General features: G+C 69.0%; 23 protein-coding genes. 11 read left to right on the forward strand and 12 right to left on the reverse strand.

The window, feature by feature from the left end; all coding sequences use genetic code 11:
* Nucleotides 1-12: 12 nt before the first annotated feature.
* Together ACWPN5_RS09855 and ACWPN5_RS09860 are read left to right on the forward strand one after the other, a co-directional pair.
* Nucleotides 13-1941 carry a glycosyltransferase family 9 protein gene (locus ACWPN5_RS09855; RefSeq protein WP_492295319.1) on the forward strand — a complete coding sequence of 643 codons (1929 nt, stop codon included), beginning with the start codon at nt 13-15 and terminating at the stop codon, nt 1939-1941.
* 207 nt (nt 1942-2148) lie between these two features.
* Nucleotides 2149-3300 (forward strand): glutathionylspermidine synthase family protein, encoded by a 1152-nt coding sequence (locus tag ACWPN5_RS09860; protein WP_492295320.1) that lies wholly within the window; start codon nt 2149-2151, stop codon nt 3298-3300.
* A 102-nt stretch (nt 3301-3402) separates the two neighbouring features.
* On the opposite strand, the gene ACWPN5_RS09865 is transcribed toward ACWPN5_RS09860, so the two are convergent.
* Both ACWPN5_RS09865 and phaR read right to left on the reverse strand, forming a co-directional pair.
* Entirely contained in the window at nt 3403-3627 is a 225-nt protein-coding gene (locus ACWPN5_RS09865) for a hypothetical protein (RefSeq protein WP_200479490.1), read from the reverse strand.
* Nucleotides 3628-3771: 144 nt separating this feature from the next.
* Nucleotides 3772-4434 carry a polyhydroxyalkanoate synthesis repressor PhaR gene (gene phaR / locus ACWPN5_RS09870; protein ID WP_145690238.1) on the reverse strand — a complete coding sequence of 221 codons (663 nt, stop codon included), beginning with the start codon at nt 4432-4434 and terminating at the stop codon, nt 3772-3774.
* A 485-nt stretch (nt 4435-4919) separates the two neighbouring features.
* Here phaR and ACWPN5_RS09875 point away from each other — a divergent pair, with 485 nt between their 5' ends.
* From ACWPN5_RS09875 to ACWPN5_RS09900, 6 genes are all read left to right on the forward strand, one after another.
* Nucleotides 4920-6167 carry an alpha/beta fold hydrolase gene (locus ACWPN5_RS09875; RefSeq protein WP_492295321.1) on the forward strand — a complete coding sequence of 416 codons (1248 nt, stop codon included), beginning with the start codon at nt 4920-4922 and terminating at the stop codon, nt 6165-6167.
* A gap of 112 nt (nt 6168-6279) precedes the next feature.
* Nucleotides 6280-7455 carry an acetyl-CoA C-acetyltransferase gene (locus ACWPN5_RS09880; RefSeq protein WP_492295322.1) on the forward strand — a complete coding sequence of 392 codons (1176 nt, stop codon included), beginning with the start codon at nt 6280-6282 and terminating at the stop codon, nt 7453-7455.
* Between the two features lie 98 nt (nt 7456-7553).
* Complete coding sequence (gene phbB, locus ACWPN5_RS09885; protein WP_119510469.1) at nt 7554-8276, forward strand: acetoacetyl-CoA reductase; 723 nt, start codon at nt 7554-7556, stop codon at nt 8274-8276.
* Nucleotides 8277-8554: 278 nt separating this feature from the next.
* Nucleotides 8555-9025 (forward strand): hypothetical protein, encoded by a 471-nt coding sequence (locus ACWPN5_RS09890; protein WP_145690236.1) that lies wholly within the window; start codon nt 8555-8557, stop codon nt 9023-9025.
* A gap of 14 nt (nt 9026-9039) precedes the next feature.
* Entirely contained in the window at nt 9040-9567 is a 528-nt protein-coding gene (locus ACWPN5_RS09895; RefSeq protein ID WP_145690235.1) for a hypothetical protein, read from the forward strand.
* A gap of 5 nt (nt 9568-9572) precedes the next feature.
* Nucleotides 9573-9998 (forward strand): hypothetical protein, encoded by a 426-nt coding sequence (locus tag ACWPN5_RS09900; protein WP_145690234.1) that lies wholly within the window; start codon nt 9573-9575, stop codon nt 9996-9998.
* A 387-nt stretch (nt 9999-10385) separates the two neighbouring features.
* On the opposite strand, the gene ACWPN5_RS09905 is transcribed toward ACWPN5_RS09900, so the two are convergent.
* The 3 genes from ACWPN5_RS09905 to ACWPN5_RS09915 all read right to left on the reverse strand — a co-directional run bounded on the left by ACWPN5_RS09905 (nt 10386) and on the right by ACWPN5_RS09915 (nt 13097).
* Nucleotides 10386-10787 carry a hypothetical protein gene (locus tag ACWPN5_RS09905; RefSeq protein WP_145690233.1) on the reverse strand — a complete coding sequence of 134 codons (402 nt, stop codon included), beginning with the start codon at nt 10785-10787 and terminating at the stop codon, nt 10386-10388.
* 5 nt (nt 10788-10792) lie between these two features.
* Nucleotides 10793-12046, reverse strand: a complete 1254-nt coding sequence (locus ACWPN5_RS09910; RefSeq protein WP_186466221.1) for an MFS transporter — start codon at nt 12044-12046, stop codon at nt 10793-10795.
* Between the two features lie 115 nt (nt 12047-12161).
* Nucleotides 12162-13097, reverse strand: a complete 936-nt coding sequence (locus tag ACWPN5_RS09915) for a LysR family transcriptional regulator (protein WP_200479233.1) — start codon at nt 13095-13097, stop codon at nt 12162-12164.
* A gap of 97 nt (nt 13098-13194) precedes the next feature.
* Here ACWPN5_RS09915 and ACWPN5_RS09920 point away from each other — a divergent pair, with 97 nt between their 5' ends.
* Complete coding sequence (locus ACWPN5_RS09920; RefSeq protein WP_145690231.1) at nt 13195-13656, forward strand: NUDIX hydrolase; 462 nt, start codon at nt 13195-13197, stop codon at nt 13654-13656.
* Here ACWPN5_RS09920 and ACWPN5_RS09925 read toward each other — a convergent pair.
* The 6 genes from ACWPN5_RS09925 to ACWPN5_RS09950 all read right to left on the reverse strand — a co-directional run bounded on the left by ACWPN5_RS09925 (nt 13619) and on the right by ACWPN5_RS09950 (nt 21648).
* On the reverse strand, nt 13619-14455 hold the full coding sequence (locus ACWPN5_RS09925) for a putative bifunctional diguanylate cyclase/phosphodiesterase (RefSeq protein WP_492295323.1): 837 nt from the start codon (nt 14453-14455) through the stop codon (nt 13619-13621). The two genes, ACWPN5_RS09920 and ACWPN5_RS09925, sit on opposite strands and share 38 nt — an antisense overlap.
* A 201-nt stretch (nt 14456-14656) precedes the next feature.
* Nucleotides 14657-15757, reverse strand: a complete 1101-nt coding sequence (gene ychF, locus ACWPN5_RS09930) for a redox-regulated ATPase YchF (protein ID WP_492295324.1) — start codon at nt 15755-15757, stop codon at nt 14657-14659.
* A gap of 118 nt (nt 15758-15875) precedes the next feature.
* On the reverse strand, nt 15876-16685 hold the full coding sequence (locus ACWPN5_RS09935; RefSeq protein ID WP_492295325.1) for an energy transducer TonB family protein: 810 nt from the start codon (nt 16683-16685) through the stop codon (nt 15876-15878).
* Nucleotides 16686-16713: 28 nt separating this feature from the next.
* Nucleotides 16714-18951, reverse strand: coding sequence for a TonB-dependent receptor (locus ACWPN5_RS09940; RefSeq protein ID WP_492295326.1), 2238 nt, complete (start codon nt 18949-18951; stop codon nt 16714-16716).
* Between the two features lie 220 nt (nt 18952-19171).
* A complete protein-coding gene (locus ACWPN5_RS09945; RefSeq protein ID WP_492295327.1) occupies nt 19172-19597 on the reverse strand; it encodes a DUF2946 family protein in 426 nt (141 codons plus the stop codon).
* A 101-nt stretch (nt 19598-19698) separates the two neighbouring features.
* A complete protein-coding gene (locus ACWPN5_RS09950; protein WP_492295328.1) occupies nt 19699-21648 on the reverse strand; it encodes an ATP-binding response regulator in 1950 nt (649 codons plus the stop codon).
* Between the two features lie 140 nt (nt 21649-21788).
* Between ACWPN5_RS09950 and ACWPN5_RS09955 the strand changes: the two genes are divergently transcribed.
* Entirely contained in the window at nt 21789-22808 is a 1020-nt protein-coding gene (locus ACWPN5_RS09955; protein ID WP_492295329.1) for a chemotaxis protein CheB, read from the forward strand.
* Between the two features lie 46 nt (nt 22809-22854).
* The gene (locus ACWPN5_RS09960; RefSeq protein ID WP_492295330.1) at nt 22855-23853 is read left to right on the forward strand and encodes a chemotaxis protein CheB; all 999 of its coding nucleotides are present in this window, start codon (nt 22855-22857) and stop codon (nt 23851-23853) included.
* Nucleotides 23854-23874: 21 nt separating this feature from the next.
* Here the strand turns inward: ACWPN5_RS09960 and ACWPN5_RS09965 are convergent, their stop codons facing one another.
* Nucleotides 23875-26151 carry a CheR family methyltransferase gene (locus ACWPN5_RS09965; protein ID WP_492295331.1) on the reverse strand — a complete coding sequence of 759 codons (2277 nt, stop codon included), beginning with the start codon at nt 26149-26151 and terminating at the stop codon, nt 23875-23877.
* Between the last annotated feature and the right edge of the window lies 1 nt (nt 26152).

Raw genomic sequence — 26152 nt, forward strand, 5'->3', positions numbered from 1 at the left:
GGGGTTGCGGGCATGCTACCGGTTCATTTCCTGACCATCGTCCTGAACGGCGATCCCTTCATCCGCTATCACCTGGAGGTGTTCCGCCAACTGCCCTTTCCCTGGCATTGGCACGTCGTGGAGGGGGTGGCGGAACTGGTCAACGACACCGCCTGGAGCGTGGCGCAGGGAGGGCGCGTCCCGCAGGACCTGCACCGCGACGGCCTCAGCAGCGACGGCACCTCGGCGTATCTGGACCGCATCGCCGCGGAGGAGACCGGGCGCGTGTCGGTCCACCGCAAGCCGCCGGGGGTGTTCTGGCGGGGCAAGCTGGAGATGGTGTCCGCGCCGCTGGCCGCCATGACCGAGGAATGCCTGCTCTGGCAGGTCGATGCGGACGAGCTGTGGACGGTGGAGCAGATCACCCGCGCGCGCCGCATGTTCCTCAATTCGCCGTCGCGCACCGCGGCGCTGTACCTCTGCCATTTCTTCGTCGGCCCGTCCCTGCTCCTCGACAGGCTGGACAGCTACGGCAACCACCGCTCCTACGAATGGCTGCGGACGTGGCGCTATCGGCCGGGAGACGCTTGGCAGTCGCACGAACCGCCCCGGCTGACGCGCCCGCAGCCGGACGGGTCCGCGGTCGATCTCGGCGCGGCCAACCCCTTTCTGCACGAGGAGACGGCGGCGGGCGGGCTGGTCTTCCAGCATTTCGCCTACGCGACGCGGGAGCAGGTCGCGTTCAAGGAAGTCTATTACGGCTACGACGGCGCGGTCCGGCAATGGGACGCCCTGCAGGCGGCGGGACGGTCGGTCGGCGGCGGCACCCTTGCGCTGCGCGATTTCTTCCCCTGGGTGACCGACGCGGCGACCGTCGTCCGCGCCGAGCACGCCCTGGTGGAGCCGCTGGCGCGCCCGGATGCCGAGGGGACCTGGGGTTTCGTGCCGCCGGCGCGGGGCGCCTCGACCGCCCCGGCGGTGGCGCTGCTGCGGGACTCCGGTTCCGCCGTCCGCCGCCGCACGCTCGTCCCCGGCGAGCCGCCGCCCTTTCCGACCGACCTGATCCAAAGCGTCGGCGTGTTCCTGCTCGACGGGGCCGGCGCCGTGCTGCGGGCGTCGGGTGTCCTGCGGGAATTGCGGCGCGCCTTGCCGCTGGCCCGGATCACCGTCTTCGCGACGCCGGACGCGGAGGCGGCGCTCGCCCTTTGCCCTTACGTCAACCAGCGGGTCACGCTGCCGCCGCTGAAGGGGCGGGCGCCCGACGACGCGCTGGTGAGTGCGGTCCGCCGGGAGATCGGCGAGCAGTTCCGTGGCGCCTTTGACCTCGCGGTCAACCCGATCCGCGGCGAGGATGCCGGCTTCGCCAACCGCCTGATGCAGGACACCGGCGCGCTGCTCCGCCTCGGTTGCAGGGTCGGTCGGCCGGTGCGCGGCTACTACGCCGACGCCTTCCTGACCCATGTCGCAACGACTCCCAGCGGTCTGATGGGCGCGCTCGGCGCCGGGGACGCGGAGACCGTCACGGAGGTCTGGACCTCCCCCGCCGGTGAGCGGGCCGCCGCCGCGCTTCTGACCGAGGGCGTTCCGGCGCGCTGGCGCTGCGCGGTCGGACTGTCCGCGGCCACCGGCAGCGGGACCCTGTCGGAGCTGTGCCGCCGCCTCGCCGCGCGGGGCGACACCGCCCTGGTCCTGGTCGGCGAGGAGGCGGCGAAGGGGGCCGCGGCGCGCATCGCCGGGGAAACCGGGGCCGCCTGCGTGAACGCGGTGGGGAGGCTGGGCTTCGACGGGCTGTCCGCCCTGCTGCGGCGCTGCGACCTGTTCGTCGGAACCGGCGCGCCGGCGGAGGACATCGCCGCGGCGGCCCGGCTTCCCATGGTGGCAACCGGCCCGCAGCAGGGCGATCCGACCGCCGAGGCGATGGAGGGCGCCATCGCGGCTTGGCTGGCCGACCGCGCTTATTGATGGGCGTTCCCGCCGGGTCTGTGGGATCCGCGAGGGGAAGCGTGGAAAAACGGAGGGGCAGGCGCGCAAGGCGCTTGTGTTGGCGCGTTTGCGCCGCAATGATCCGCCCCCACCGAATCCCGGACGGCCGCAAGCGGCGCGCCGCAGCGGGGCAAAACCATGGATTGAATCCGGCGGCCCGGTAAGCACACGATGCGCAGAGCAGTCATGAAACCCCGTGCGGATTGGCGTCCGGGGCTCCGCAAATACCCCTACGGCGTTCGCGCCATGAGCGCCGGCGCCTTCTGGCGCGAGGACGTGCGGTACGAGTTCTCCGCCCACCAGATCGACCTGATCGAGAGCGTCGCGGACGAGCTGCACACCATGCTGCGCGAGGCGCTGCGCGCGACGGTGGACGGTCGGGCGCTGGCCCGGCTGGGGGTGCGCGGCGGCGTGGGGCGGCTGCTGGAGGCCTCCTGGAACGACTATTGGGCGTCCGGCCGGCTGAACGAGCGGGCCGGCGCGCTGATCGGGCGGCTGACGCTGGCCTATGACGGGCGCGATTCGGTCAAGCTGGTAGCCTGCAACTACGACACGCCGGAGGGGCTGTTCGCCGCCTCGATCATCCAGCGCAACTGGCGCGAGGCCCTGATGGGCGACGCCAACCAGTTCAACGGCCTGCACGAGGGGCTGGTGGAGCGCTGGGAGGAGCTGGCGGCCGGCATGCCGGGCCGCGGACTGGTCCATCTGGCCTGCGCCACCCCCGACCCGATGCGGGAGAGCGAGCTGGTCTATCTGGCGGCCACCGCGGCGGAGGCGGGGATCGCCACGCATCTGCTGCCGCTGCAGAGCCTGGGCTGGGACGGCCGGCGTTTCGTTGACGACGAGGGGCGGACGGCCTCCTGGCTGGCGAAGATCTACCCCTGGCAGGGGCTGGCCGAAGACACCTTCCTGCAGAAGCTGCGCATGGGCGGCATGAGCATGCTGTCGCCGCTGTGGTGCTGGCCGATGTCGAACCACGGGCTGCTGGCGACGCTGTGGTCGCTCTACCCGCGCCACCCGAACCTGTGCCGCGCCGCGCTCGACCCGGATGAGCTGTCCGGCTGCGACGCGGTGACCGAGCGCAGCCTGTTCGGGCTGGACGACGCGGCCCAGCGCATGACCGCGCACGGCAGCATCGTTTCGGACACCGGCAGCGCCGAGTATCCGGGCGGACGGGTGTGGCTGGAAACCCCGCCGATCTTCGAGGAGGAGGGCGTCCACGCGCTCCTGCACTGCTGGATCATCGGGGACAAGTGCCTGGGCATGTCGGTCCGCGAGTTCGCGGACCCGCGGGTCGGCTCCGACGCGGCAATGGTGCCGCACATCTTCCGCGGCTGACGCGCCTTTCCAAAGGCGGGCGGAGCCGCCTGAGGAGCGGATTGAGCCCGCCCCGTCTGTGAAGGGCAGGGCGGGCGTGTCGATTGCGATCCGCCGGGAAGCTCAGCGGCCTCGGCCGGGGGCGAAGGGGTTGGGCAACGGCGAGCCGAAGGCCGCCCGGCGGGCGTCCCGCCACGCGACGTCGTTGCCGACGCCGCTGTGGGTGGCCGACACCGACACCACTTGGCTCTGGTGGCGCAGCCAGCCGCGCAGCTTCTCCTCGAACCGCTGGGCGTCCTGAGCGTCCGCAACCTCCAGTTCCATCGTCATCTGCAACTCGGTCTTCATGGCGTTCCTCCTGTGGACCGTTCCGTTGAGCAAACAGCCGGGCGTGTCACTGGTGCCGAAAAACAGAAAAGGGCGGGGAACTTTCCCCGCCCTGCGCCGCAGAACCGCTGATGCGATGGCCGTCGATGCGCTGCGCGCCGCCGTTCACTTCCCTTCGGGCTTCGCCGGGCGGGCCGGCTTGGCGATGCTGGCGATCTGCTTCTGCAGGTCGTCGATCTGCTTCTGCAGTTCCTCGTAGGTGTGGGCGGCCGCGACCGCACCGTTGGGCGGAGCGGCGGACGGACCGGGAGCCGCCGGGCGGGGCGGGGGGGCGGGGTGCTCGCCGGGCTGCCCGTCCTCAGCGCCGCCGAAGGGCGAGAACATGCGCATGGCCCGTTCGAACATCGCCATGTTCTGCTTGCCGACCTCTTCCAGCCGGCCGAAGGGGAACATGCCGCCCAGCGTGTTCTGGAAATAGTCGCGCATCTGCTCCTGGTTGCGCGAGAACGACTGCATCGAATATTCGAGGTAGCGTGGCACCATCCACTGCATGTTGTCGCCGTAGAAGCCGATGAGCTGGCGCAGGAAGCTGATCGGCAGCAGGTTCTGGCCCTTGCTCTCCTCCTCCACGATGATCTGCGTCAGCACCGAGCGGGTAATGTCCTCCCCGGTCTTCGCGTCATAGACCACAAAGTCGAGGCCGTCCTTGACCATCTGACAGAGATGGTCGAGCGTCACGTAGCTGCTGGTCGCCGTGTTGTAGAGCCGCCGGTTGGCGTACTTCTTGATCGTGATCGTCGCGGACTTCTGGTCTTCCTTGTCGGCCATCGCTGTTTCTTTCAAGAAGGGTCGTGCGGCGGGTATGTTCCAGATATAAGGACTACTCGAAGGAATGCACCCTGTCCAGTGCTGTGCCGCAGCGCTGCGACCCCAGGTGGACATCCTCCCGATAATTCGGGATTCGCGACATTTTTGATCGGTCCTTCGCGGCTCTGGTCAAGCGCACCGCCTCCCCCATATACTCCCGGCCATGGCCGAATCGTCCGAATCCGACATCCCGTCCCTGGAAACGCTCGCGCAACGGTACCTCGACCTGTGGCAGGAACAATGGGCGGCCTGCGCCGCCGATCCCGAGATGGCCGATGCCGCCGCCCGCCTGTTCCAGATGATGGCGCAGGGCGCCGCGGCGATGGCGCCCTTCGTCCTGGGGCCGGGCGGTTTCGCCTACAGCAGCGCGCCGGGCGCCGGCTGGAATCCGACGCCGGCCCCGTCCCAGCCAGCCTCATCCCAGCCGTCCTCCGAGGGAGAACCGCGTGACCGGGGACAACGCCACGATCCCCCCGCACCCCACACCACGGCTGGGGCCGCGGCCCCTGGCGCTGCATCTGGCGACGGTGGCGGCGACGCTGCTCAGCTCCTCCGCCGCATTGCCGCACTTGAGGAACGGCTCGCTGCCATGGAAGCCGCATCTGCGGGAACGGGCGGAGGACCTGCGCCGACGGATCGCCGCAACCGACGCGGACGCGTTCGCCCAGGCGGTTGACCGGGAGGTCCGCCGCCAGCTCTCCCTCGCCTTGACGGGGATCGAGCGCTACCGCCACCATCCCTACCGCCGCGACCTTCCCGACCCGCCCGTGCTGTGGACGGAAGGGGCGTCGCGCCTGCTCGATTACGGCGCCCTCGGCCCGGCGACCGGCGCGCCGGTGCTGTTCGTGCCGTCGCTGGTCAACCGCCATTACATCCTCGACCTGTCGGCGCGCAAAAGCCTGATGCGCTGGCTGGCCGCGCAGGGGCTGCGCCCCTTCCTGATCGACTGGGGCACGCCCGGCCCGCTGGAGCGGCGCTACAGCCTGACCGATTACATTGCCGGACGGCTGGAACGGGCCCTCGCCGCGGTGGTGGAGGCGGTGGGCCGGCCGGTTCCGGTGGTCGGCTACTGCATGGGCGGGCTGCTCGCCACCGCGCTGGCGCAGCGCCGCCCCAAGGAGGTCGCGGCGCTCGGCCTGCTCGCCACGCCCTGGGACTTCCACGCCGAGGACGCGGGCATGGCCCGCCGCGCCGCCGCCGTCTTCCAGCCTTTCGGCCCGCTGCTCGACGCCTGGGGGGAATTGCCGGTGGACGTGCTGCAGGGGCTGTTCGCCCAGCTCGACCCGCTGCTGGCGCTGAAGAAATTCTCGCAGTTCGCCCGCATGGATCCGGACAGCCGCGCCGCGCTCGCCTTCGTGTCGCTGGAGGACTGGCTGAACGACGGGGTGCCGCTGGTCGCCGGGGTCGCCCGCGACACGCTGGCCGGCTGGTACGGGCGCAACGACACGGCGCGCGGCGAATGGCTGGTCGCCGGCCTGCCGGTGGAGCCGGCGCGGCTGCGGATGCCGGTCCTGGCGCTGATCCCGGAACGCGACCGCATCGTTCCGCCGTCCTCGGCGGTGGCCCTGGCAAGATCAATCGACCGCGCGCAAATGATCAGGCCGCCGCTCGGTCATATTGGCATGGTGGTCAGCGCCGGAGCCGAAACAGGCGTCTGGCGACCCCTGGCCGAATGGCTTAGTGCGGCAGGATAACCGCAGCCAGTCAGGTGTCTTGCATTGCGGGAAATCCGCGCATAAGGTTTTTCCCACTCCGTGCGGCCCACTGACACGATAATAAAACTGACAAAATCTGAGGAGCGTCAACATGACCGAGGTTGTGATCGCCAGCGCAGCGCGTACTCCCATTGGCAGCTTCAACGGGGCGCTCAGCAGCGTGCCGGCCCATTACCTGGGTGAGATCGCCATCCGCGAAGCGCTGAGCCGCGCCAAGACCGACGCCGCGGAGGTGACCGAGGTCATCCTGGGCCAGATCCTGACCGCCGGTCAGGGCCAGAACCCGGCCCGCCAGGCCGCCGTCAACGCCGGCATCCCGGCCTCCGCCACCGCCTTCGGCATCAACCAGCTCTGCGGTTCGGGTCTGCGCTCGGTCGCGCTCGGCTACCAGGCGATCCGCAACGGCGATGCCGAGGTGATGGTCGTCGGCGGCCAGGAGAGCATGAGCCAGGCCCCGCACGTCATGCATCTGCGCAACGGCGTGAAGATGGGCGCCGCCGAGATGCTCGACACCATGCTGAAGGACGGCCTGATGGACGCCTTCAAGGGCTACCACATGGGCACGACGGCCGAGAACGTCGCCCAGAAGTGGCAGCTGACCCGCGAGGAGCAGGACGTCTTCGCCGCCGCCTCGCAGCAGAAGGCCGAATCCGCCCAGAAGTCGGGCCGCTTCAAGGACGAGATCATCCCGGTCACCATCAAGGGCCGCAAGGGCGACATCATCGTCGCCGACGACGAGTATCCGAAGCACGGCACCACCGCGGAATCGCTGGCCAAGCTGCGCCCGGCCTTCTCCAAGGAGGGCACGGTGACCGCGGGCAACGCGTCGGGCATCAACGACGGCGCCGCCGCGCTGGTCCTGATGACCGCCGAGAACGCCGCCCGCCGCGGTCTGACCCCGCTGGCCCGCATCGTCTCCTGGGCGACCGCCGGCGTCGATCCGGCGATCATGGGCACCGGCCCGATCCCGGCCTCCCGCCTCGCGCTGGAGAAGGCCGGCTGGAAGCACGAGGACCTGGACCTGATCGAGGCGAACGAGGCTTTCGCCGCGCAGGCCCTGGCCGTGAACAAGGACCTTGGCTGGGACACCTCCAAGGTCAACGTCAACGGCGGCGCCATCGCGCTCGGCCACCCGGTCGGCGCGTCCGGCGCCCGCGTCCTGACCACCCTGCTCTATGAGATGCAGAAGCGCGACGCCAAGAAGGGCCTCGCCACCTTGTGCATCGGCGGCGGCATGGGCATCGCCCTCACCGTCGAGCGGGGCTGATGACAAGCGGGCCGTTCCCTCCGGGGTGCGGCCCGTTTCGTATGTGTGCCTACAGAAACCCATAAAGAATCCAACATCAAGCTCTGGGGGAGGAGCCAATGGCTCGAGTTGCAGTCGTCACGGGCGGAACGCGCGGTATCGGCGAAGCCATCTCCGTCGCGTTGAAGAACGCCGGCTATGTCGTCGCCGCCAACTACGCCGGCAACGATGAGAAGGCGAAGGAATTCTCGGCCCGCACGGGCATCGCGGTCTACAAGTTCGACGTGTCGGACTTCGACGCCGTGAAGGATGGCATCGCGAAGATCACCGCCGAACTCGGGCCGGTGGACGTGGTGGTGAACAACGCGGGCATCACCCGCGACGGCGTGATCCACCGCATGACCCCGCAGCAGTGGAACGACGTCATCGCGACGAACCTCACCTCCTGCTTCAATCTCTGCCGCAACGTCATCGACGGCATGCGCGAGCGCGGCTTCGGCCGCATCGTCAACATCGGCTCGGTGAACGGTCAGGCCGGCCAGTACGGTCAGGTGAACTACGCCGCCGCCAAGTCGGGCATCCACGGCTTCACCAAGGCGCTGGCCCAGGAGGGTGCTGCCAAGGGTGTCACCGTCAACGCCATCGCGCCGGGCTACATCGACACCGACATGGTGCGCGCGGTGCCGCCCAACGTGCTGGAGAAGATCGTCGCCCGCATCCCGGTCGGCCGTCTCGGCAAGGCCGAGGAGATCGCTCGCGGCGTGCTGTTCCTGGTCGGCGACGACGCCGGCTTCATCACCGGCTCGACCCTGTCGATCAACGGCGGCCAGCACATGTACTGATCGGCCGGTGCCTTGACTCCCGGGTCTGCGGACCCGTTTGAAGCGACACGAAGCCTTCGCCCCTCTCCCGCCACCGCGGGGGAGGGGTTTTTCTTTTCCTCGCTCCCAAACGGCCGACTGGCCTGGGGGCGCAATTCATTTTGAGTTGCACCGCAAAAAATAGAGAACTCTTATAAACTATATACATACTCCTATATGCACGCTTTAGGTGTGGACTCAAACGACCGAAAAAATTAAAACTGAATTCGAGAAATCTTCGAGTTCATACAGGCCAAGAAATGAAAAAACGAACTGCGGGAATTGCGACCCTTCGTGTTGCCGTCTTGACGCTGGCGTTGGCTGGTTGCGCGACGGCGGACCAGCACAGGGCGGCTGTGGCGAACAATTCAAATGATCGGGTGACGGTCGGAACGGTCCAGCGCGAAATTCGCGTCGGCATGTCTTCCGCGGACGTCGTTCAGGTCCTGGGTTCGCCGAACATGGTGACCACGGACGAGCAGCGGCGTGAAAGCTGGGTCTACGACAAAATCTCGACGGAAACGGCCTACTCCACGTCCCAGGGAGGCGTTTCCGCTCTGGTCCTTGGCGGCGTCCTGGGGCCGGCCGGACTCCTGGGGGCGGGGGTTTCGCCGGGCTATGGTGAGGCCAGCGGTGCGAAGTCCGTAACGCAGCGCACTCTGACGATCATCATAAAGTTCGACAACGCTCAGCGCGTTCGGGACTTTGCCTATCGCACGTCGAGCTTCTGAGCGGGGGCCTTGTGATGAAGAAGACGATCGCGGCAACTTTGGCTGCCGCCTTTCTCATGTCCGGTTGCCAGCAGACCATTCCCAAGGAAGCCCTCCAGCTTTCCCATGAGAGCCTGCAGCAGCGGCAAATGCAGACGCGTCGCTTCGACACCAGTGAAGAAGCCAAACTGCTTCAGGCGAGCGCGGCGGTCATCCAGGACCTTGGCTTCACCATTGACGAGAGCACGGTTCCCGCCGGTCTGATCGTCGGTTCCAAAGACCGCGACGCGACCGAGGCCGGGCAGGTTGCCGGCGCGGTCGTCATGGCCGTCCTGTTCGGTGCAAACGCGATGCAGTTCGACACCAAACAGAAAATCCGCGTCAGCCTCGTGACGCGACCCATTGACGATCAGAAGACGGCCGTCCGGGTCACGTTCCAACGCATTGTCTGGAACAACCACAACGTGGTGTCGAAGATCGAAGGGCTGACCGATCCGGTGATGTATCAGCAGTTCTTTGACAAGCTCTCCCAATCCGTGTTCCTGACGGCCAACGAGATTTGATGATCATGAAGAAGTTTTTTGCTTTTCCGATGATCGCCCTGGCGATGACCGTCAGCGCCTGTCAGACGGATTCGCGCAGCCAGGTCCTCGAAACCTCCAAATCGCAGGTTCAGGTTCGGTCTTATCAGACGCGGGCCTACGACACCACCGACCAGCAGAAGATGCTGCGCACCATCATCGCGACGCTTCAGGATCTCGGCTTCGTGGTGGACAAGGCGGACGCGACGCTCGGTACGGTCAGCGCCACGAAGCTGGACGGCTATCTCCTGCGGATCACGGTGACCACGCGGGCTCGCGGCACCACGCAGACGCTCGTCCGGGCCAACGCCCAGTACAACATCATGCCCGTGGAAGATCCGGCGCCCTACCAGAGCTTTTTCGACGCCCTGTCCAAGGCGATGTTCCTGGAGGGGCATCAGGTCGACGCCTGATCACCGCCGGCGGCGGCCTTCATCATGGTGGAGGCTGCCGCACCGGGAACCCGAAAAAGCGAAACCCCCGCGCGGGGGGCGGGGGTTTCAGCGGCTGTGCCAGGACATCCGCAATGGTTGAGCCGTCTCAACGGCAATGTTCAGAAATGTGTGGCCGAACAGGTCGGCTTCCTCAAGTAAGCGCAGGTGGACTCATGATGATCACACCCTCCTGGCTACGGGAACATTTGCTGTGATGAGAAGCTGGCTTTTGGGCCAACTTGATGCGGTGTCCACCGCGTCTTCACCTCAACCAGTGTTGCTCTGAGAGATAGCCTGCTCTTCCTGGCGGGGGTTGTCAATACCCGAACTGCGGTCCTGTTGCCGCTTGATGACGGGTTTTTGACGTCACTTGAACTGGAAGCCGACCGGCCTCTTGTCGTCCAGCGAGACCACCGCGCAGCCGCCCAGCGCCGGGCCGACCGACAGCTCGCCGTAGGCGGTGACCGCCCCTTCCTCCTTCAGGCGGCCGACGAAGCCGCCGCCATCGCTGCGGGCGACCCAGGCGAAGGGGATCCAGGTCTGGCGCACCGGCTGGCCGCCGGCGCGGACCACCGCGGTGAAGGCGTCGGCGGTCGGGGTGCCCGGCGGGAAGACGGCGAGCACCGTGCCGCCGTCCTCCTCGTTGAGAGCCGCCTGCTTCAGCGCCACCCCCGTCACCGCCGCCCAGACGACCAGCGCCAGCGCGCCGAGCGCCAGCGCGAAGCCGTGGCCGAAGCCGGGAGAGGAGGCGGGCGCCGGGTTCGTCATGACCGTCAGGCCTTCGCTTCCGCCGCCAGGGCGGGGGCGGGCTTCTCGGCGATCGGCCAGTTCACCACCGCGGCGGCAAAGGCCAGGGCCACGCTGGCCCACCACACCATGTCGTAGGAGCCGATGCGCTCGTACAGCACGCCGCCCAGCCACACGCCGAGGAAGCCGCCCACCTGATGGCTGAGGAAGGCGAAGCCGTAGAGCATGCCGAGATAGCGCGTGCCGAACATCAGAACGACGAGGCCGGAGGTCGGCGGCACCGTGGACAGCCAGAGCAGGCCCATCGCCGCGGCGTAGAGGATCACCGAAACCGGGGTGACCGGCAGCAGGATGAAGAGCGCCGTGCACAAGCCGCGCAGCGTGTAGTTGGCGCAGAGCAGCAGGCGCTTGCTCATCTTGCCGCCCAGCACGCCCGACATGTAGGAGCCGACGACGTTGAACAGCCCGATCAGCGCCATCGCCCAGGAGGCGAGGCCGGGGCTGATCCCGGCGGCGGTCAGGTAGGGCGGCAGGTGCGTGGTGATGAAGGCGAGCTGGAAGCCGCAGACGAAGAAGCCGGTGACCAGCAGCACGTAGCTGCGGTGCTTGAAGGCCTGCCGGATCGTCGCGGCGAAGCCGATGTCGGCCCCGGTGACGGCCTGCGCGCTCTTCGACCCGGCCGCCCCGGCGAAGGAGGAGGCGAGCACCGGGATCATCAGCATCGAGGCGCCGAACAGGATCAGCGCCGTCTGCCAGCCGTAGGCGGCGATGAAGGCTTGGCCGGTGGGGGCGAACAGGAACTGGCCCATCGAGCCGGCGGCGGTGGCGACGCCCATCGACCAGCTCCGCTTCTCCGGCGGGACGATGCGGCTGAAGCCGGCGATGACGATGCCGAAGGACGCCCCGGCCAGACCCAGACCGATCAGCAGGCCGGAGCTGAGATGCAGCATCAGCGGCGTGTCGGCGTAGGGCATCAGCGCCAGCCCCAGCGCGTAGAGAACGCCGCTGATCCCCAGCACCAGCGCCGGGCCGTAGCGGTCGCAGAGCGCGCCGGCGAAGGGGGTGCCGATGCCCCAGACCAGATTCTGGATGGCGATCGACAGGGCGAAGACGTCGCGGCCCCAGCCGTGCGTCTCCGACAGCGGTGCAGTGAACAGGCCCATGCTGGACCGCGGGCCGAACGCCAGCATGGCGATCAGGCAGCCGCAGGCGACGACGAATCCCGGCGTCCGCCAGGAGCGGGGCGACGGCGCCCCGCCCACCCGGTTGCTGGTGTCCAAGTTATCCTCCCTCGGCGCGGGCTGTGGCCGGTGCGGCAACGCTGGCCCGCGTCTCATCAGGGTCACACGATAAGCGTGCGCCGGGCGTGCAGCAAATTCACAATGGGAAAGAAGGTTATTCGGCCGCGGAATGGCAGGGCAGGGGCAGAGGCGCCTCTTCCGCCGGGGGCAGCAGGTCCAGCAGGCTGTCCTCCAGCGCGTCGAAGACGGGGCCGATGCGCCCGGTGAAGCGGCCGCGCAGCAGCCACACCGCGACGGTCAGCGCGAAGTCCGGGCACTCCAGCGGCCGCACCTGCGTGGCGTGCAGCGTCGGGGCGATGAGCCGCAGCGGCGCCAGCCCGAACCCGACGCCGCGGGCGACCAGCGACAGCAGCAGCGACTGGTCGAATCCCTCCACCGTGACGTTCAGCGCCGGTCCGTGCTGGGCCATCGCCCGGCCCATGGCGGTCCGGTACTGGCAGCCCTCGGGCTGGAGCACCCAGCCCACCGCGTTCATCGCCGGCAGGGTCCAGTCCCGCTGCCCGGCCAGCTCGGCCGACGCGACGATCCGCACCGGCTCGCGCGAGATGCAGACGGCGTCCAGGTCGTCCGGCGGCGTCTGGGCGTCGTGGGTCAGCACCAGCGCGCCGTCCAGCGTGCCGTTGCGCACCTGTTCGACCAGCGGCGTGCTCCAGTCCGAATGCAGGCGGATGGTCAGGCCGGGGAAGGCGGCGCGCAGCCGGTCCAGCGGATGGTGCGCGGCAATGGCGCTCAGCACATGGGCCACGCCCAGCCGCAGCAGCCCCTTGGGCTGGGCGGCCCCGGCGAAGGCGTCCGACAGCTCGTCCGTCGCCTTCAGCACCCGGTGCGCGTGGGCCAGCGCCATCTCGCCGTCGCGGGTCAGGGCCAGCGGCTTGGTCTGACGGTCGAACAGGGACACGCCAAGCTCCGCCTCCAGCCGCTGGATCAGGCGCGAGACGGCGGACTGGGTCAGCCCCAGCCGGTGCGCGGCCTCCTGCACCGACTGGGCTTCGGCCACGGCGACGAAGGTGCGGATCTCGTTGAGCTTCATGGCGGCGTCCGGGGCGGCGGTTCGTTCGGCCTCTTGGCCACTGGTATCCGACTGTCCCCCTGGGTTAGCGTCGGGTCAAGCGCAACGAGGAGCAACCATGTCCAGCACACCCCCCGCCGACCGTTCCGGCCGTGAATACCCCGACCGTCCCTGGGTGGGGGTGGGCGCCGTGGTGTGGCGCGGCGACCGGGTGCTGCTGATCCGCCGGGGCCGTCCGCCGCGGATGGGGCAGTGGAGCCTGCCGGGCGGCGCCCAGTCGGTGGGCGAGACGGTGTTCGAGACGGCGGTGCGCGAGGTGCTGGAGGAAACCGGCCTGCACGTCGTGCCGACCGAGGTGGTCACGGTGGTGGACGCCATGACGCTCGACGACACCGGGGCCGTCCAGTACCACTACACCATCGTCGAGGTGGCGGCGGAGAGCCCGGAGGGCGAGGCGGTCTGCGCCGACGATGCCCTGGAGGCGCGCTGGGCCACCATTGAGGAGGCCGCGGAACTGACCGAATGGGACGAGACGGAGCGGGTCATCCGCCTGTCGGCGTCGCGGCGAGCCGCCGGATGAAGTCGGGGACCTGCGCCGCGTCCAGGGGCTTGGCCAGCAGATAGCCCTGGATGCGGTCGCAGCGGTAGGCGCGCAGATACAGAAGCTCCTCGTCGGTCTCCACCCCTTCGGCGATCGCCTGCATCCCCAGCGCATGGGCGAGGTCGATGATGGCGCGCACGATGGCGGCGGCGTCGCGGTCCTGGACCATAGCCTGGGTGAAATGCTTGTCGATCTTCAGCGCCTCCACCGGCACGCGGCGCAGCAGGGACAGCGAGGAATAGCCCGTCCCGAAATCGTCCAGCACCAGCCGCACCCCGGCGCCGCGCAACTGCGTCAGCACCTCGCGCGAGGACTCGCTGTGCTCGAACAGGGCGGTTTCGGTCAGTTCCAGCTTCAGGTTGGCGGCGGGCAGGCCGGTTTCGGCGAGGATGCCCAGGACGGTGCGGGCGAAGCCGGGGTCCTGCAACTGCCGCGCCGACAGGTTCACCGCCACCGGCACGTCGGCGATGCCGTCCTGCATCCAGCCCGCGGCGGTCTCGCAGGCGCGGCGCACCGTCCATTCGCCGAGAATGTGGATGGCGTCGCTGGTCTCCGCCATGGGAATGAAGACGTCGGGCGGGATCACCGTTCCGTCGTCGAGCCGCCAGCGCGACAGCGCCTCGAACCCGGTCAGACGGCCGCTGTGGGTGTCGGCCTGCGGCTGGAAGGCGAGGCGCAGCTCGCCATGCCGGATGGCGTCGCGGACGCGGTCGGAGAAGGTGCCGGCACCCGGCGCGATGGCACCCGGCGCGACGGTCGCGTTCTGGTTCACCGCCATATCCCCTCCGGTCCGGCCCTCGGTTGTCGCCCATCCAATGGGACTTAACAGCCGAAACGAGGCTTGTTAACCATATCTCAGGGGTATTTAAGCGGTTTTTCCAGTTTTACGAAAGGGTTAACGGATTTCTCGACGGTGATAAGATTGGGTGTTGTTAACCCCTTCTCCCTCGCAGAGGGGAAGGGGTTAACGGAATTCCAATCAGACGTTGAAGCGGAAATGGAAGATGTCGCCGTCGTTGACGACGTATTCCTTGCCTTCCTGGCGCATCTTGCCGTTGTCCTTGGCGCCCTGCTCGCCGCTCAGCGTGACGTAGCTGTCGAAGTCGATGGTCTCGGCCCGGATGAAGCCGCGCTCGAAATCGGTGTGGATGACGCCCGCCGCTTCCGGGGCCTTGGCGCCGCGGCGCACGGTCCAGGCGCGGGCCTCCTTCGGGCCGACGGTGAAGAAGGTGATGAGGTCGAGCAGCTGGAAGCCGGCGCGGATCAGCTTGTTGAGGCCGGTCTCCTCCAGACCGAGGGATTCCAGGAACTCCTGCTTCTCGGCGGCGTCGGAGAGCTGGGCGACCTCCGCCTCGATGGCGGCGGAGATGACGACCATGCCGGCGTTCTCGGCCTTGGCCTTCTCGGCGACCTTGGCGGTCAGGCTGTTGCCGGTGGCGGCGGAGGCCTCCTCGACGTTGCAGACGTAGAGGACGGGCTTGGCGGTCAGCAGCATGAACTGCTTGAAGACCGGCTTCTCCTCCTCGCTGACCTCGACGACGCGGGCCGGCTTGCCGTCCTGGAGGACCTTCAGCGCGCGCTCCATCAGATCGGCCTTGATCTTGGAGTCCTTGTCGCCGCCCTTGGCCTTCTTCTGGAGGCTGGTGAGCTGGCGCTCCAGGCTCTCCATGTCGGCGAGCATCAGCTCCGTCTCGACCACCTCGGCGTCGCGGAGGGGATCGACGTTGCCTTCCACATGGGTGACGTCGTCGTCCTCGAAGCAGCGCAGGACGTGGACGATGGCGTCCACCTCGCGGATGTTGGCGAGGAACTGGTTGCCCAGACCTTCACCCTTCGAGGCGCCGCGGATCAGGCCGGCGATGTCGACGAATTCGAGCTGGGTCGGGATGGTCTTCTGCGACTTGGCGATGGCCGCCAGCTTGTCCAGCCGCGGGTCGGGGACGCCGACGCGGCCGACGTTCGGCTCCTTGGTGCAGAAGGGGAAGTTCGCCGCCTCGGCCGCCTGGGTGGCGGTCAGCGCGTTGAACAGGGTCGACTTGCCGACGTTCGGCAGGCCGACGATGCCGCAATTGAAGCCCATGGGGGTGCTCGCCGTCGGAAATCTCGGGAATTGGGGCGCTTTATCCTACGTGGAGCCGCAAAGCGCAAACGGGAAGTGGGGGTGGGCAGGGTTGAGCGCCGCTTCCGGCGCGCCGGAGTCACCGCGGGCGGAACAGGAAGGGCACGGAGAAGACGCGATCCTCCGCCGTCAGGCCGGGCGGCGGGGTGGGGAAGGGGGATGCCTTGCGCACCGCGGCCAGGGCCGCCCGGTCCAACGCCTCGTCGCCGCTCGACGTCAGGATGGCGGCGTCGAGCACCTCGCCCGCCGTGCCGAGGGTCAGCTTGACGGTGGCCTGCCCGCCGCCGACCACCTTCTCCGGCTTGTGCCGTCCGATCCAGGCCCAGACCTGCGCTCCGTAATCCACCACCGCGCCCCGGCTCGCCGAGACCGGCTCGGACGCGGCGGCGGCGTGGCCAATTCCGGTTTCGGTGGACGGCGCCGGGGAAGGATTCGGAACAGGAGCCGCCTGCGGTTTCGTCATCGCCTTGACGGGCGGCTTCGGCGCTGGCTTTGGCAGCGGCTTGGGTGGTGGTGGAGGGATCGCTTCCGGTGCGGATTCCGGAGCCGGCTCAACCACCGGGGGCGCCGGTTCGGGAGTGGGCTCCGGCTCCGGTTCCGGTGCGGGGTCCCGCTGCGGCTCGATCTCCGGGGTGATCTCCGGCTCGGCAACCGCTGCCGGCGGCGGGCCGCTGTCCGCCTCGGACGCCACTAGCATCACCTCGATCACCGGGGTGATGGTGTCGTTGAGGCTGACGGCGCCGGTTTCCTCCGCGACGATGCCGGGGGCCGCTCCGGCGGCGGACAGGAGGACGGCCAGGACGCCGGCGTGCAGCGTCCCGGACAAGGCGAGCGCCCCCAGCGGCCGGCGGGCCGGCTGGGGACGCCCATGCAGGCGGATCGCGCGCAAGGCGGGGGACCTCGTCAGCCGGCCTCCATCAGAACGCCATGGTCAGGCCGAGGGTGAAGGACCTCCCCATGCCAGCCAGCGCGCCGATCGGCTGGCGGTTGCCGCTGGCGCGGAAATCGCCATAATCGACGCCGCCCAGCGGCAGGTCGTAGTGGGCGTCGAACAGGTTCTCGATCCCGACGTCGGCGCGCAGGTTGCCCCAGACGTAGCTGGTGCGCAGGTTGACCAGGGCGTAGCTGGGTGTTTCCGGCTCGTTCCGCCCGGAATCGACCAAAGACTTGCGCCCGACCATCTGGAACTCCAGGACGCTGCTCCAGTCGCCCAGCCGGTGGCCGAGGTCGATCGTCCCGTTCAGCGGCATGATGTGATAGAGGTCGCGCCCGGTGTCGAGGTTGCGGCCGCGGACGTAGCTGACCACGGCACCCACCGTGAACTCGCCCAGCCGCTCGTCCTGGTGGACGGTGCTGCGGCCCTCGGCGTTGATGCCGTACAGCTCCGCCGCGTGGTTGGCGAAGCGCAGCTGGACGAAGCCGTTCGACAGGGTGCCGACGCGGTCGGCGTCGATGAAGTTCTCGACGTGCGAGTAATAGGGCGTGACCTTGACCGACCAGCGCTTGGCCGCGGCGTCCTGCCAGGCGGCGGTGGCGCCGACCGTGTAGGCGGTCTCCGGCTTCAGGTCCGGGTTGCCGACATAGCCGTTGGCGTCGCCGTACCAGCCGATCATGGTGGAGGACATGCCCCCGGTGCCCCAGGCGAAGCGCTCGTACAGGTTGGGCGAGCGGGTCTTGCGGGCGAAGCCCAGCTCGTAGCGTTCCGACGCGGACGGCGCGAAGCGGAGCAGGGCGGTGGCGTCCATGTTCACGTCGGTCTTGGAGCGGTCGCCCCGGTTGAAGGCCCGCGCCGCCGCCGCGTCCGGGTTCGCCATGCCCATCATGCCCATGCCGATCGTGTTGGCCCAGGAATAGGGCTGGACCGGCCCGTTCTCCATCCACACCACGTCGTTGCGCACGCCGAGCAGCGAGGTCCAGGCCGGGGTCCAGCGCTTCTCCCACTCGGCGAAGGTGCCCAGCCGGTCGCGCCGCGCGTCGTTCAGGTTCACGAAGGTCAGCGGCGACATCATCGCCGCCCCGGCGACCGGCGGCCACCAGTCGTCGATGCGGTAGCGGACCAGCTCGTTGCCGACGCGCAGCGTGTCCTGCGCCGACAGCGGCACCTCCGCCGAGACGGCGTAGCCCATCTCGTGCGAGTCCGTGTTCATCGGCATGCCGCCGCGGTCGGCGCCGCCCTTGTCGTGCAGGAAATTCATGGCGTGGACGGTGCGCTGCCAGAAGGCGCGGCCGTCCAGCGTGCCCCAGTCGAACTCGCCCTTGTAATGGCCGTTCAGCGTGGTGCCGCGGTTCAGCGTCATGTCCATGCGCTGGTTCGCGAAGCCGGAATAGGGCGAATACTGGTAGCCGCCGGACAGGGTGATCTCGTGCCCGTCCTTGCGCGCGCTGGCCGACAGCGCGTGGTTCTGCACGTTGTAGAGGGTGGAGCGGACCTTGTCCCCGTCGCCGTCCTCGTAATCGTCCGCCCGGCTCCAGGCGCCGCTGTAGCGCAGGCTGAACCGCTCGGTCGCCGCGGTGGCGGTGCCGGACAGGGTGGTGCCGTTGCCGTTCGAGCGGTAGACGGTGGACAGGCTGCCCTCGCCGTGGATGGGCTCGCCGGGCTGGGCGTAGACGGCGGGCTTGCTGGTCACCGAGACGGTGCCGGCGATGCTGTCGCCGCCCTTGCTGACCGGGGTGACCCCGGCGATGGCCTCGATGGCGCCGATGATGGTGGGGTCGGCGTAGGACAGCGGCGCGTTCATGTGGTTGGCGCAGGCGGCGGTCATCGGCATGCCGTCGAGCTGGACGCGCACGCGGTCGTCGGCCAGACCGTTCAGCGCCGGCAGGCTGGAGAAGCCGCCCGCGCTGTAGAGCGACACGCCCGGCAGGCTGCGCAGCAGCGCCGCGGCGTCCGGGCTGGCCAGCTTACGGCTGGCGATTTCGGCGGCGTCGAGCGTGCCGGCGCCGAGCGGCCGGGACAGACCCGTCTCCGGCGCCGTGGCGGCGGGGGCGGTGTCCGTCTCGACCGGGACGGCGGGCAGGGCCTGCGGGGTCTGGGCTTGGGCCGGTGCTGCGCTCAGCGCGGCGAGGACCGCCGTCAGAAGGGCGGTGGAGGCGAGAAGGCGCTTGGACAAGCGGGGGGCGTTCGCCGCGGCGGCGGCGGTGGTCAGGCGAATCATCGGGGGCTCGTTCTCGACAGGGGACGAGTGAAAATCGGCGCAGCCTTGCCGTCCCGCCCGGTCACCGATCCGCGCGCGGGTGGCGCGCAAGGGATCGCGACCGGCGGATTGCGGTGCGAAGGCTGGCGTGACGGATGATGAGGTTGGGCACGGTCGGGAGGGCCGCGCCGCCGGGCTCAACAGCCGGGCGCGGCGATCACAGGGCGCGTGCCGAGTGCGGTCAGACGAGGGCCGGGGGCGCTCGGGCCTTCAGCCGGGACAGGAACCAGCCGGCGGCGATGTGCTGGCCGGGCAGCCCGATGGAGCTGTGGGCGACGACGGAAACCGGCAGCACCACGGTCAACGGCGGCGGCGGCGCGGTGAGGCCGGCGACCAGCCCGCAGACCGGGCAGTCCTCGCCCATGGACAGCGTGGGCTTGCTGTCCGGGATCTGGGCCGGAAGCAGGGATTGGGGCGGTGGGCCGTCGGGGAGGGTGATGGAGGCCATGCCCTGCGGTGTGCAGATCATGACCGTCTCGCCGGTCGCGGCGTTGACCACCGGGACCAGGAAGGCCCAGCCGAGAAGCTGCAGCAGCAAGGCCATGCCGCCCGCCATCACGGCGGCGCGGCCCAGCCTGCGTCCGATGCTTCCGAGCGAAACCCGCATGTCCCGGGCGAACCCCTTTATCCGAGCAAGGGGTTAGGCTAATCGGGCTAAGCCGAAGGGGCAATGGACCATTGGTCGCACCCCCGCGCCGGCACGCAACCTCAGGAGGGCAACACCTCGCCCAGCGCGCCGGCCAGATCGGCGGGCAGCACCGGCTTGTGCAGCAGGCGGCAGCCGAGCGACATCGCCTCGCGCAAGCGTTCCGGGGCGGTGTCGCCGGTGATGATGATGCCCGGCACCGGCCAGCGCTGGCGCACCAGTTCGACCACCGAGCGCCCGGAGTCGCCGCCCGGCAGACGGTAGTCGGTCAGCACCACATGGGGGCGCCGCAGGCTGGGCAGCGTCGCGGCCAGCTCCCCCGCCGAGGACACGGCGACCACGCGCAGGCCCCAGCGCTTCAGCATCATGGTCATGCTGCGGCGGACCTGCTCGTCGTCCTCGACCAGCAGCACCGTGCGCCCCTTCAGCCGCGGCTCCCGGCTGACGGCCGGCACCGCCGCGGCGCCGGTGGCCGGCTTGCGGGCGTAGGGGACCGTCACGGAGAAGACCGAACCCGACCCGACCCACGAGCGCAACGTCACCTCCGTTCCCAGCAGGTGGGCGATGCGCGACACGATGGACAGCCCCAACCCGAAGCCCTGGGTGGCGTTGCGCTCCGGGTTTTTGAGCTGGCGGAACTCCTCGAAGATGGCCTCGCGGGCGTCCTCGGGGATGCCCGGCCCGTTGTCCCACACCTGGAACTCGACCCCATCCGCCCGGCGGCGGCATCCGACCAGCACCCGGCCTCGGCCATCCATTCCTTTGCCGTCCGTTCCCTTCGGCCGGCCATGGGCGATGGCGTTGGACAGCAGATTGCGCAGCATCCGTTCCAGAAGGTGCGGATCGGTGCACACCGCAAGGCGGCTGGGCTGGCAGCGCAATTCGATGGACGAGGCCTCGGCCACGCCGCGGAATTCCTCGGTCAGACGGGTCATCAGGGCGGTGGGGGAGAAGTCTGCGACCGACACCTCGATGACGCCGGCCTCCAGCCGGGACAGGTCGAGCAGCCCGCTCAGCATGCCGTTGAGGCTGTCGATGGACGCCTTCAGCCGGTTGAGCGATTCCTGGGCGATCGGGTCGGCGCCGACCGAGCCGAGCAGGACGTGGGCGTAGAGGGCCGCCGCCTGGATCGGCTGGCGCAGGTCGTGGCTGGCCGCGGCGAGGAACTTGGTCTTGGCCCGGTTCGCCGCCTCGGCGGCTTCCTTGGCGCGCTTCAGCTGCTCCTGCGTCCGCTTGCGCTCGGTCACGTCGCGGAAGATCACGGCGATGCGGCGCTGCTCGGGGGCGCCGACCTTGAAGACGTAGAAGCTGAGCCACTTCTCCAGCGGACCGGCGTACAGCTCCGTCCGCGTTGGTTCCCCGTCACGGGCGGCGCGGCCGAACACCTCGTACCAGTGATCCTCGAAGGCCGGGCTGATCTCGCGCAGCCGCCGCCCCACGAAGTCCTCCCCCATCATGCGCTGCGCCGCGGGATTCATCTCCAGATGGAGGACATCCGCCGGCCGGTCGCCGTCGAACAGGACGTCGGCGAGGAGGAACCCCTCGTCCATCGCCTCGAACAGGGTGCGGAACCGCCGCTCGCTCTCGGCGAGCTGGGCCGTGCGCTCCTCGACCCGCTGCTCCAGATCGGCGTTGGCCTCCTCCAGTTCCTCGGTGAGGACCTGAAGCTCCTCGTAGGAGGTCTGGAGTTCCTCCGACAGATGGCTTTCGTCCCGGCGGAGCGTGTTCAAGCGCTGGTCGGAGTCCGCCAGGGCGTCGAGCAGTTCCGCCCGGCGGGTTTCCGACAGGGTGAGGCGTTCGCGCAACGCGGCGATCTCCTGCCGCTGCGCGGTCATCTCCTCTTCCATCTGAATCCGATCGGCGGCGAGAAGGCGGGCTTCCTCCTGCGCGTCCTCCGCCGTCACCAGGGCCTGTTCCAGGCTCCGGTCCAGCTCCGCGACGCGCTGGCGCAACGATTCACATTCGGACTCGCGCGCCTCGTCCCCCGCATGGATGGATGCCGATCGGTTCAAGCCCTCCCCCTTCGCTGGGAACGAATGATTGCACAGACCGCACAACAGCGCGCACGTGGAAAAGTTATAAGACCAAAGCCGGGATTTCCCGGCCGAAGCGCTGTTGGTGCTTTGCATGCAAAAACGGTTGTGCCCGACCCATGGATAAGAGGGACATCCTGGCCATCGGGGCCTCCGCCGGCGGGATCACCGCCCTGCGAAGGCTGTTTGCGGCCATGCCGCGCGACGTGACGGCTACGGTCTTCGTCGTTCAGCACATCGGTGCCACGCACAGCGTGCTGCCGGTTCTGTTGTCGCGCGCCGGCTGGCTTCCCGCCTTCCATCCCGAGGATGGCGAGCCGGTGCGGGAGGGCTGGATCCACGTCGCCCCGCCCGATCATCATCTGCTCGTCAAGGACGGCTGCGCGCTGGTGCGCCGCGGGGCGCGGGAGAACCGCTGCCGCCCGGCCATCGACCCGCTGTTCCGGTCGGTGGCGGTCGCCTATGGGGTGCGGGCGGTGGGGCTGATCCTGACCGGCACGCTGGACGATGGAACCGCCGGGCTGCGCGCGGTCAAGCGCTGCGGCGGGCTGGCGCTGGTCCAGGACCCGGACGACGCCGAATGGCCGGACATGCCGCGCAACGCCATGCGGCACATCTCCGTGGACGCCTGCGCCCCGCTGTCCGATCTGCCGGCGCTGCTGGGCCGCCTGATGAACGAGCCGCCCGGCCCCCCGGTGCCGGTGCCCGACGACGTCGCGATGGAGGCGCGCGTCCCGGAGAACGAGTTCGACGCGGTGCCGGAACTCACCGCCTCCGTCGGCAAGCCGAGCACGCTGAGCTGCCCCGATTGCGGCGGCAATCTGGTGGAGATCGAGGATGGCCCGCTGCTGCGCTTCCGCTGCAAGGTCGGCCACGCCTACGGCCCCGAGACCCTGGCGGAGGCCCACCGGGAGTCGATCGAGAAGGCCATCTGGGTTGCCCTGCGCACCCACCAGGACCGAGCCATCATGTTCCGGCGCCTGGCCGAGCGGGCCCGTGAGCACGGCCACGCCGCCGTCGAGGCCCATTGGGCCAAGTCCGCCCGGGAGGCCGAGCGCACCGTGGCGATGCTGAAGGAGGTGCTGTCCCAGCAGGGTCAGGCGTTGGCAGGCAGCATGGCCGGGGAAGGGGAGGATTGATGACAGCGCCTCCAGCCGATGCGGAACGGGCCAAGGCTGGGGCATCATGACGGACAATGCCCTGATCGTGGTCGGCGCGTCGGCGGGTGGGCTGGAGGCGCTGGAGGCCCTGGTCGGCGGCTTGCCGGGCGGGCTGCGCGCGGCGGTGTGTGTCGTCCTGCACATCGGGGATCGGCCCAGCGCCGCGCCGTCCATTCTTGACCGGGCCGGGCCGCTTCCGGCCAGCCACGCCACGGACCGGGAGGCGCTCCGATGCGGCCGCATTTACGTGGCGCCGCCGGGGTGCCATCTTGTGGTGGAACCGCCCTGGTGCCTGCGCCTGTTGCGCGGGCCGCGCGAGAACGGCACCCGGCCCGCCGCCGATCCGCTGTTCCGGTCCGCCGCGCAGGCTTGCGGACCGGCGGTCATCGGCGTGGTCCTGTCGGGGACGTTGAACGACGGCACGGCGGGCCTTGCCGAGATCAAGCGGCGGGGCGGCGTCGCCGTGGTGCAGGACCCCGTGGATGCGCGGTATCCCGGCATGCCGCGCAGCGCGCTCGACCACGTTGCGGTCGATCACTGCGTGCCGGCGGCGGCCATGGGGGCACTGCTCGTCCGGCTGGTTGCGGAACGCGATGCGGACGCCACACCGCCCGCGGCATCCAAGGAGACGCCCATGGAAGGCATATACGACTTGAACAGGCCGGCCGCCCTGACCTGCCCGGATTGCGGAGGGGCGCTCCGGGAGACCAGGGTGGACACGCTGCCCTACTTCACCTGCCACATCGGCCACCGCTACGGCGCCGACAGCATGGAGGAGGCGCAGCTTCACAGGATGGAGCAGGCGTTCGAGGTGGCGCTGCGGGCTTTGAACGAACGCGCCGCCCTGTGCCGGCGCCTTGCCGAGACGGCGCAGGGCATGGGGCAGGCGCTGTCCGCCAAGCGGTGGGACGAGGCCGGGCGCGAGGCGCACGAGCGCGCGGAGGTGCTGATCCGCTTCCTTGGCGAGGAGTGGATTCGCCCCCCTTTCCACCCCGGAAGCGGCAATGCGCCCGACCGGTTCTGACTCGTCTCCCTACCTGACCCCTTACTCCGCCTCCGCCTTCTCGCCGCCCTCCGTGCCGAGATGCTGGCGTTCGGTGGTGTCGTGCACCATGGCGACGAGGATCGGCGGCTGTTCCCCGCCGAAATGCTGAAGGCAGACCTCGACCGGATGGGGGCCGCGCTGGCTGCCCTGCATCACCGTCTCGAAGACCACCTCCTCCTTGTCGCCCGAGAGAAGAGGCGCCACGAGCGCCCGGAAGCGCTCCACCGGCACCTCGGGCATCAGATCGTGCACGGCCAACCGTTTCAGATGCTCCAGCTTGTAGCCCAGCTTGGTCTCGGCGCCGCGGTTCACCAGCAGGAAACGGAAGCTGGACGGGTCCAGGAAATAAACCTCGTTCAGGGATTCGCCGATGATCCGTCCGAGATAGCCGGCGAAGGCCTCGCTGCGCGTCTGCTCGGTCACGTCCTCGATGATCAGGACGACGCCGCGGGCCTCCCGCGCCTCGTACAGCAGCGGGGAGAGCCGGACCCGGCAGGTCACCGCGCGGCCGCGCCGGTCCACGGCGTTCAGCATGACGGGCGTCTGCGGCGCCTCGCTGTGCAGGACCCTCTCCAGGTCGAGGCGGAGCCGGTGCACCGGCAGGCCGATGTCGAGGTCGAGGAAGTCCTCGTCCTGCACCTCCTCGGCGCGCAGGCCCCACATGTTCTCGCCCCAGCGGTTCCAGGAGCGCACGCGCAAATCCTGGTCCAGGACGATGATGCCCACGTCCATGCTGCGCAGGACCGATTCCGAGTAGCGGCGGAACTCCCCGGACTCCTCGCCCTGGCGGCGCAGCTCCTCGTTGGCGACCTCCAGCTCCTCGTTCGCGGAGCGCAGCTCCTCGTTCATGGTCTCCAGCTCCTCGTTGGTGGACTGGAGTTCCTCGTTGGTGGTTTCCAACTCCTCGTTGGTGGACTGGAGCTCCTCGTTGGTCGTCTCCAGCTCCTCGTTGGAGCTTTGCAGCTCCTCGATTGTCGTCTCCAGGCTCTCCTGGGCCGCCTCCAGCTCCTGCTGCACCTGGAAATGCCGGCTGGTGTCGGTGAAGCCGAGCAGCGTCGCGAAGGGCTTGCCGTCGCGCCCGTAGAGCAGGGAGATTTCGATGGTCAGGCGCATCGGTTCGCCCGGCGGGCGGGCGAATTCCTGATGCTCGATGCGCACCACGCGCCCGGTCTTCTGCACCTCCTCGATGCGCGAGCGCAGCTCCGCCGGGCGGTAGGAGATCGACAGGTCCTGGAACGGGCGGCCGATGTCGATCTCGCCCACGTCGAGAAGGCGCCGGGCCATGGCGTTGGCGAAGACCAGGATGCCATCGCCATTGACCGACAGATAGGCAGTGGCGCTGCTGTCGACGATGCCTTCCATCAGCCGGCTCTGGAAGCTCTGCCGGTGGTTGTTGTTCTCCGGCGCGATGGTCAGGCTGCCGCCCAGGCTGCGCCGCCATTCCTGCGGCACCTTGCGGAAGATGCGGCTCTTCAGGTTCACCGGCTCGAACATTTTGGAGCGGGCGAGCTGGGTCTCCGCCTTGCCGAGGAACAGGACGCCGTCGTTGGTCAGCGCGTAGTGGAGGCGCGGCAGGACGATGTTCTGGGTGTCGCTCTCCAGATAAATCAGCAGGTTGCGGCAGACCAGCAGGTCGATGCGCGAGATCGGGGCGTCGGTCACCAGATTGTGCCGCCCGAAAATCACGCATTTGCGCAGCTCGCGCTGGAAGACATAGTGGTTGTTGGTGCGCTCGAAATACCGCTCCAGCAACGCGGGCGGCACGCTTTCCACGTCGCGCGGCGAGTAGATGGCGTGCCGCGCGGTGTTCAGCGCCGCATCGTCCAGGTCGGTGGCGTAGATCTTCACCCGGTTGATGAAGGCGTCCTTGCCCAGAGCCTCGGCGAGCAGCATGGCGAGGGAATAGGGCTCCTCCCCCGACGCGCAGCCGGCGCTCCAGATGCGGATGGGGTCGCGGTCGGACCGCTGCGCCAGGATCTGTGGGACTACGTCCTTCCGCAGCACGTCCCACGACTCGGTGTCGCGGAAGAAGGAGGTCACGTTGATCAGCACGGTGTTCAGGAGATGGATGAATTCCTGCGGGTCGGCTTCCAGCAGTCCGTGGTAGGCGGCGAAATCCTCGCAGTCGGCCTCCTCCATCCGGCGGCGGATGCGCCGTTGCAGGCTGGTGCGCTTGTAGCCGCGGAAATCGAGGCCGCGGCTTTCCTGGATGTAGCGGATCAGCGCCTCGAACTCGGGGTCGGCGGGTTCCTTGGCGCTGGCATCCTTGCCGGACATC

This window comes from Azospirillum sp. UENF 211521, from assembly GCF_058780535.1.

What these genes read in the sequence shown, in the direction of transcription:
- ACWPN5_RS09855 (WP_492295319.1), top strand. Translation starts at nt 13, where the DNA reads ATGCTACCGGTTCATTTCCTGACCATCGTCCTGAACGGCGATCCCTTC.
- ACWPN5_RS09860 (WP_492295320.1), top strand. Translation starts at nt 2,149, where the DNA reads ATGAAACCCCGTGCGGATTGGCGTCCGGGGCTCCGCAAATACCCCTAC.
- ACWPN5_RS09865 (WP_200479490.1), bottom strand. Translation starts at nt 3,627, where the DNA reads ATGAAGACCGAGTTGCAGATGACGATGGAACTGGAGGTTGCGGACGCT.
- phaR (WP_145690238.1), bottom strand. Translation starts at nt 4,434, where the DNA reads ATGGCCGACAAGGAAGACCAGAAGTCCGCGACGATCACGATCAAGAAG.
- ACWPN5_RS09880 (WP_492295322.1), top strand. Translation starts at nt 6,280, where the DNA reads ATGACCGAGGTTGTGATCGCCAGCGCAGCGCGTACTCCCATTGGCAGC.
- phbB (WP_119510469.1), top strand. Translation starts at nt 7,554, where the DNA reads ATGGCTCGAGTTGCAGTCGTCACGGGCGGAACGCGCGGTATCGGCGAA.
- ACWPN5_RS09890 (WP_145690236.1), top strand. Translation starts at nt 8,555, where the DNA reads ATGAAAAAACGAACTGCGGGAATTGCGACCCTTCGTGTTGCCGTCTTG.
- ACWPN5_RS09895 (WP_145690235.1), top strand. Translation starts at nt 9,040, where the DNA reads ATGAAGAAGACGATCGCGGCAACTTTGGCTGCCGCCTTTCTCATGTCC.
- ACWPN5_RS09900 (WP_145690234.1), top strand. Translation starts at nt 9,573, where the DNA reads ATGAAGAAGTTTTTTGCTTTTCCGATGATCGCCCTGGCGATGACCGTC.
- ACWPN5_RS09905 (WP_145690233.1), bottom strand. Translation starts at nt 10,787, where the DNA reads ATGACGAACCCGGCGCCCGCCTCCTCTCCCGGCTTCGGCCACGGCTTC.
- ACWPN5_RS09915 (WP_200479233.1), bottom strand. Translation starts at nt 13,097, where the DNA reads ATGAAGCTCAACGAGATCCGCACCTTCGTCGCCGTGGCCGAAGCCCAG.
- ACWPN5_RS09920 (WP_145690231.1), top strand. Translation starts at nt 13,195, where the DNA reads ATGTCCAGCACACCCCCCGCCGACCGTTCCGGCCGTGAATACCCCGAC.
- ACWPN5_RS09925 (WP_492295323.1), bottom strand. Translation starts at nt 14,455, where the DNA reads ATGGCGGTGAACCAGAACGCGACCGTCGCGCCGGGTGCCATCGCGCCG.
- ychF (WP_492295324.1), bottom strand. Translation starts at nt 15,757, where the DNA reads ATGGGCTTCAATTGCGGCATCGTCGGCCTGCCGAACGTCGGCAAGTCG.
- ACWPN5_RS09940 (WP_492295326.1), bottom strand. Translation starts at nt 18,951, where the DNA reads ATGATTCGCCTGACCACCGCCGCCGCCGCGGCGAACGCCCCCCGCTTG.
- ACWPN5_RS09945 (WP_492295327.1), bottom strand. Translation starts at nt 19,597, where the DNA reads ATGCGGGTTTCGCTCGGAAGCATCGGACGCAGGCTGGGCCGCGCCGCC.
- ACWPN5_RS09955 (WP_492295329.1), top strand. Translation starts at nt 21,789, where the DNA reads ATGGATAAGAGGGACATCCTGGCCATCGGGGCCTCCGCCGGCGGGATC.
- ACWPN5_RS09960 (WP_492295330.1), top strand. Translation starts at nt 22,855, where the DNA reads ATGACGGACAATGCCCTGATCGTGGTCGGCGCGTCGGCGGGTGGGCTG.
- ACWPN5_RS09965 (WP_492295331.1), bottom strand. Translation starts at nt 26,151, where the DNA reads ATGTCCGGCAAGGATGCCAGCGCCAAGGAACCCGCCGACCCCGAGTTC.